This window comes from Nostoc sp. 2RC, from assembly GCF_014222165.1.
Classification (GTDB): domain Bacteria; phylum Cyanobacteriota; class Cyanobacteriia; order Cyanobacteriales; family Nostocaceae; genus Nostoc; species Nostoc linckia.
The window spans coordinates 1-6,116 of record NZ_JACKZU010000444.1 but is presented as its reverse complement, the minus strand read 5'-3'; the positions used below and the strand labels follow the sequence as shown (position 1 = coordinate 6,116).

The 6,116-nt window shown below is 42.2% G+C and carries 4 protein-coding genes and 1 tRNA gene; 3 read left to right on the top strand and 2 right to left on the bottom strand.

Translation table 11 applies throughout. From position 1 onward, the window contains the following. The first annotated feature begins 299 nt into the window (after positions 1–299). Complete coding sequence (locus GNE10_RS30900) at positions 300–2,318, top strand: GAF domain-containing protein (RefSeq protein ID WP_099071711.1); 2,019 nt, start codon at positions 300–302, stop codon at positions 2,316–2,318. A gap of 8 nt (positions 2,319–2,326) precedes the next feature. Next, the gene (locus tag GNE10_RS30895) at positions 2,327–2,929 is read left to right on the top strand and encodes an SRPBCC family protein (protein WP_099071686.1); all 603 of its coding nucleotides are present in this window, start codon (positions 2,327–2,329) and stop codon (positions 2,927–2,929) included. 91 nt (positions 2,930–3,020) lie between these two features. Here GNE10_RS30895 and GNE10_RS30890 read toward each other — a convergent pair. After that, positions 3,021–3,093: transfer RNA gene (locus GNE10_RS30890), tRNA-Glu, on the bottom strand. A 327-nt stretch (positions 3,094–3,420) separates the two neighbouring features. On the opposite strand from GNE10_RS30890, the gene GNE10_RS30885 reads away from it, so the two are divergent. Then, positions 3,421–5,340: a sodium:proton antiporter gene (locus tag GNE10_RS30885; protein ID WP_185569677.1), complete on the top strand. Its 1,920-nt coding sequence runs from the start codon at positions 3,421–3,423 to the stop codon at positions 5,338–5,340. Positions 5,341–5,385: 45 nt separating this feature from the next. On the opposite strand, the gene GNE10_RS30880 is transcribed toward GNE10_RS30885, so the two are convergent. Continuing rightward, positions 5,386–5,991, bottom strand: coding sequence for a cytochrome b N-terminal domain-containing protein (locus GNE10_RS30880; protein WP_185569675.1), 606 nt, complete (start codon positions 5,989–5,991; stop codon positions 5,386–5,388). Positions 5,992–6,116 lie beyond the last annotated feature (125 nt).

Below are 6,116 nucleotides of genomic sequence, written 5' to 3'. Positions count from 1 at the left end.
TACTTACAGACAGGATATTCTAAGTCAAAGTTAGTTAATCATATCAATATAAAGAAACGAAAAATAATCTGGCTAAGGGATTTTAGCATATCTTAACTATCTAAGTATTCATGTAGCAATTTGCTTAATATATTTGGAAACTTGGCCATCTGACATAGAAAAGGGCTATAACAGGTGAGAGAAAGTATTCATACAAAATTTGTCAATTATCAGGGTGTAGCAACACAACTAACGGTGAAGAATATGCCAAAAGGTTGGGTGCAAAAACAATGGATTTTTTATCCAAAGGCGTGCCAAGAATGAAAAAGCCTTTATCGTCGCCGCCACATTACTTGAATGACGTAGATCGACTACAACCTTACCAAGTCAAGCTGATGCAGCATCAGGAAGAACCAGCCCGCCAGTTGGTACATAAGATTAACCAAATCATTGCTAATAGCTCGGCAACGACATTGATGCTGCAAGAGATTGCCCGATTGCTAGGAGTTACTTTTCAAGTAGATTGCTGCTGCTTGGTTTCAGTAACAGGTGAGATCTCCGACGAACCAACTGCTACTAATTGGTGTGCTGACGATTATTTAGGGTTACCACACCCAGAAGAGATATTTTCGATGGAACAGTTGCTAATGCACTCCCCAGTGCTGCAATGTGCTGCTGAACCATTGACTATTGAAGACATTTCTATCATTCAGAATAGTCTGGTAATTGGATGTCAATATCTGCCATTGCCGATAAAAGCAGTTTTAGCAATTCCTACTCGGCTTGCTGGCAATAACAATGGAGTGATTTGTCTGATTAAATTCCAACCTTACGATTGGAGTGAATCAGAAAAACAACTGCTCAAAGAAGTAGAATCATCTTGCGCGATCGCTTTTTCTCGACTCGCACAAGCCCAGCTAATTGCTAGTCAACAACAGGATTTGCAAAAAACCTATCAACATCAAAACTTGATCAAGCAATTAACCATATTAAGCCGCAGTAACTTGGAGCTTAATCAAATGTTCCAAGTAGTTATTGCCTCTACTGCTGAATCTCTACAGGCAGATCGGGGTTTACTGATTCTCTTGAAATATACAGATCCACTATTTAGGACTCAAGCGAAGAAACAAATTCCCAAAGCCAAAGCTACGGTAGTTGGTGAATGGACAAAGAAGACACAAAATTCTCGCACCAGCAAACTAGAGATTTTAAATCAGTCTTTTTCGCTTTCCGAGTGTGGTTTATGCCAGCGTGCCTTTATAGATTCTGGAAAACCAGTAATTTTCGACGATCTTACAGCCCAAAACGATATCTCCTGTGCTGTTCCATTATTTGCACTAGAGGAATTGCCTGCGGTACTGTTAATGCCATTAGAAAGTCAAGGTAAGATTTTAGGCTTTTTAGTCTTACAGCAATCTTTCCCTCGTAGTTGGCAACCAGCAGAATTAAATCTTGTGGAAATGGTTTGCGCTCAAGTGAGTAATGCCATCATTCAGTCACAGACATTGCGTCAAGTGCAAACTTTGGTCGATGAGCGAACAGCAAAACTACAGAGCAGTCTGGAACTTCAAGCAAAATTGCATGAAAGAACCAGGCAATATGTTGAGCAGTTGCGGCAGTTGAACGAACTCAAAGATGAATTTTTGAGTAATATGAGCGATCGCTTACGCTACCCCTTGACAAACATGTTGATGTCAATTCGCAACCTACGTTTGCCAGGAATAGCACCAGACCGCCAGCTGAGATATTTGGATATTCTAGAGCAGGAATGTACAAAAGAAATTAACTTAATTAATGACTTGTTGACACTCCAGAAGCTAGAGTCACCTCACGAAGCTCCACAATTAGAATCTATAGATTTAAATACTAGAATTGAGCATATAGCAGCATCTTTTGAGAAAAAACTTGCCGAGAAGGGATTAAACATTTCCATAGAGTTACCACAAGAGTCCCTCAGACTGCAAACTGAACTGGAAAGTTTTGACCGTATTCTCCAAGAATTACTCACCAATGCCTGTAAATACTCAGAACACGATACCATAGTTCGCCTACACGCCTTTCATCAAGTCGATGAACAAATAGATCGAGTTATCATAAAAGTGACGAACATCGGACGTGCCATTTCTGAAGAAGAAGCGACCTACATCTTTGACAAGTTCCGTCGCGGAAAAGGGCGCTGGACTCCAGGAACCGGCTTGGGACTTGCTTTAGTCAAGTCTTTAGTGCAGCATCTCAATGGGGCGATCGCAGTTGAAAGTCTACCAATACCAGATTCTCAACAGAGCGAAATTTGCTTCACCCTGACTCTGCCTCAATTTTCTGACGAAAGCAAACCATAATTCGGAAAGTGACTCAAGAATACAACACAACAGAGAATCTTGATTTTCAGCGTTCCACTGATGACACCAACTTAGAAGCTGATTTGCCTGCTGATGCACTTGCCCTATTGGCTAAAGTCGAAGTTCAAATAGAAAAACTAGCACAGCGGCAACGGCAAATCAGTGCTAAAATCCAAATCCCTCAGCCAGTGGAACAAATTTGGAAGGTTCTGACCGATTATGAAGCCTTGGCTGACTTCATTCCCAACCTTGCCAAAAGTCGTCTCATCGAGCATCCTGACGGCGGTATTCGACTCGAACAGATAGGCTCCCAGCGCTTACTAAATTTCAACTTTTGTGCGCGGGTAGTTCTGGATCTAGAAGAATACTTCCCGAAAGAAATTAATTTCCGCATGGTAGAAGGGGATTTTAAAGGCTTCTCTGGTACTTGGTGCTTAGAGCCTTATTCCCTTGGAGAGCAGATAGGAACCAATCTTTGCTATACAATTCAAGTTTGGCCTAAGCTCACTATGCCAGTGTCAATTATTGAAAACCGCTTGAGTAAGGATTTACGGTTCAATCTGCTAGCTATTTACCAACGTGTAGAAGAACTAGCCAGTGAAAAAAGCTGATGTTCGGTAAACTATCATTCAGAGTTAGTGCTGAGTGATAGTTATTACTAACATTAACTCTTCATCAAAATGTCAGCTTTTCGTTTTTTAGTACCCCCAGGGGAATTCGAATCCCCGTTACCTCCGTGAAAGGGAGGTGTCCTAGGCCTCTAGACGATGGGGGCATCGGACTCAGACCTTTTATAAATTAACGAATTTTCTCAAGGATGTCAATAGCTTTTGCCAAAAAAAGTTGGTGGCGGCTAAACTGGGTGGAGGCGAAAGTTTGAAAAGGATACACAGATATGGATACACAAAAAAAAGTCCGTAGATGCTTGTCCGGGTTGGGGCAGAGTTACTCAACCTCCAGGGCTGCCAATTTTAGTAGATGCCTAAATAGAAAAAACGCAAAATTCGCCAAAGGAGAAAGGGTATGATGTTGTACCCTGTAGAGTTAATACCTACAGTTTTTTTACAAAAGATTTTGAAATAAATGGCTCAAAATCTACAACATGGAAGCATCTTTTGAAATCACTCTCCAGATGGCGATCGCTGTGCTAGCAGGTATTAGCGCCCAAGTCTTGGCTGCATACCTCCGAGTACCCAGCATCGTCTTGTTATTGCTGTTGGGCATTTTATTTGGCTCTGATGGTCTAGGACTGTTACACCCCAATCTGTTAGGCACTGGACTGGAAGTTATTGTTGCCCTAGCAACGGCAATTATTTTGTTTGAAGGTGGGCTGAATTTAGATCTGCGAGAATTAGGCAGAGTTTCAGTTAGCCTACAATTGCTCGTCACTCTTGGAACCTTAATCACACTACTTGGTGGCAGTATGGCTGCCCACTGGCTGGGTGAATTTCCTTGGAACATAGCTTTTCTCTATGCTTCCATAGTCGTGGTTACAGGCCCTACTGTCGTTGGCCCCTTACTCAAACAAATCAATGTAGACCGACAGGTAGCCACACTTTTAGAAGGCGAAGGAGTTTTAATTGACCCTGTAGGAGCAATCCTGGCTTTCGTTGTCTTGGATACGATTTTGAACGGTGATGCTCAGCCAATTAATGCCATCGTTGGTTTGCTGATGCGGTTGGGTGTTGGTGCGGCAATTGGTGGTGCTGGTGGTTATTTGATGAGTTTGATTTTCAAACGTGCCAGTTTTTTGTCATTCGAGCTGAAAAACCTAGTGGTGCTGGCAATACTTTGGAGTTTGTTTACCTTATCGCAAATGATCCGCAGTGAATCGGGAGTAATGACGACAGTAGTCGCCGGAGCGGTGTTTGCTAACTCCTCAGTTCCAGAAGAACGTCTGTTAAAAAGCTTTAAGGGTCAGCTGACAATTCTCAGCGTTTCCGTACTATTCATCCTATTAGCTGCTGACCTATCCATCGCCAGTGTGTTTGCTTTAGGCTGGGGTAGTTTACTCACTGTTTTGGTACTAATGTTCGTTGTTCGCCCAATTAATATCCTGTTCTGTACCTGGAACAGTGACCTCAACTGGCGGCAGAAATTGTTTTTAAGTTGGGTTGCTCCTAGAGGAATTGTTTCCGCGTCTGTTGCTTCTCTATTTGCAATTTTGTTAACACAACGGGGAATCAATGGCGGTGACTCCATCAAAGCTTTGGTATTCTTAACAATTATCATGACTGTTGTCTGCCAAGGACTAACGGCTGGCTGGGTTGCTAGATTTCTACAAATAACCTCCAAAGATGCAACTGGGGCTGTAATTGTGGGTTGTAATCCCTTGAGTCTTTTGATTGCTCGGTTCTTTCAAGAACGGGGAGAAAACGTAGTCATGATTGACACTGACCCCCAATGTCTCCTGCAAGCCGAAGCCCAAAATCTCCGGGTAATTGCTAGTAGTGCCTTGGATGGAGCGGTTTTGGAAGAAGCCGGACTTGCTTCTATGGGTACTTTTTTGGCAATGACAAGTAATGGTGAGGTCAATTTTGTTTTGGCTCAACGAGCAGCTGAAGAGTTTAATCCACCACGAGTGTTAGCAGTTTTTCCCCGTGACCCCCAAGCTAGTAGCTCACCCAATAACAAAGTTAATCAAGCTTTTATGCCAGATTTAGCCATTAAGACTTGGAATGAATATCTCAATGATGGGCGAGTCAAGCTGGGGACAACGACCCTCAATGAGTCGGAGTTTTCTACTCAATACGATCGCATCCAAGAGAAAATTCGCACTGGCGTATTAATTCCGCTATTGTTAGAACGAAAAGAGCGCTTACAAGTAATGCCAGCTAATCAAGAGTGGGAAGTTGGCGATCGCATTATCTACCTATTGCATGACCCAAGACCCAGCCTTTTAAAACGCTTATCCGGTGCCACCCAATCTACTCCCCTACCTCTAGAAAAGTTACCAGAAGTTGAAGACCTACCCTTAGCGCCTTTATCTCAGCTTTCCACTACTGAGAGTGCTGGGAGATGAGGGAGCAGGGGAAGAATAAAACTCCTGACTCTTAACTCTTAACTCCTAACTTCTTTGCGCCTCAGCACTCTGTTGCCATTCTTGCCAAACTAAAGCAGATAAATGCAGTATGGCTAGAATCAGTGTCGTTGTAGCAATCAGATAAGTGTGTATTGTGTAAAGATGCTCAACAGTAACTGTACTGATGGCTCCACCACCTATGAGGATGTCGCGCAGTTGCCCACCAATTAAAGGAATGGCTTCGATGGTTCTTAACTCAATACTAAAACGCCAGTAGCCTTCTTGAGTCCAGTCCAGAATCATCGCCGTCCAATTTAGTCCGATGGCACTAAGGGTAAATAAAATTCCACTAATCCAAGCAGTCAGCCAACTTTTATTAAATTGCCGACTTAAAAACATAACTACGATTTGAATTAAGGCGATGGCAATTAGGCCGTTACCAGCAAGCTCGTGGGATCTCCAAAATAACCAACCGTATGGCACTTGTGTATTAATTGTCTTTAATGAGTTATAAGCGCCACCGGCTGTTGGCTGGTAGTAAAAAGAAAGTAAAACTCCGCTAGAAACGTAAATTAAGCACAAAGTCAGAATTACAACTGATAATATCGTCGCTACTCGTCGCAGAATTCTATCGAACTGGGTGCTTTGCATGGCTCACCCCTCCTGTTCTTAAGTAGGTATTTATTCTTATAAAATTATTTTAGCTAATAAATTTTAATAAGTTTTGCTTTTCTTATATAAAAATAAAGTTTTTTAAATCAAATATTGTACCCAAG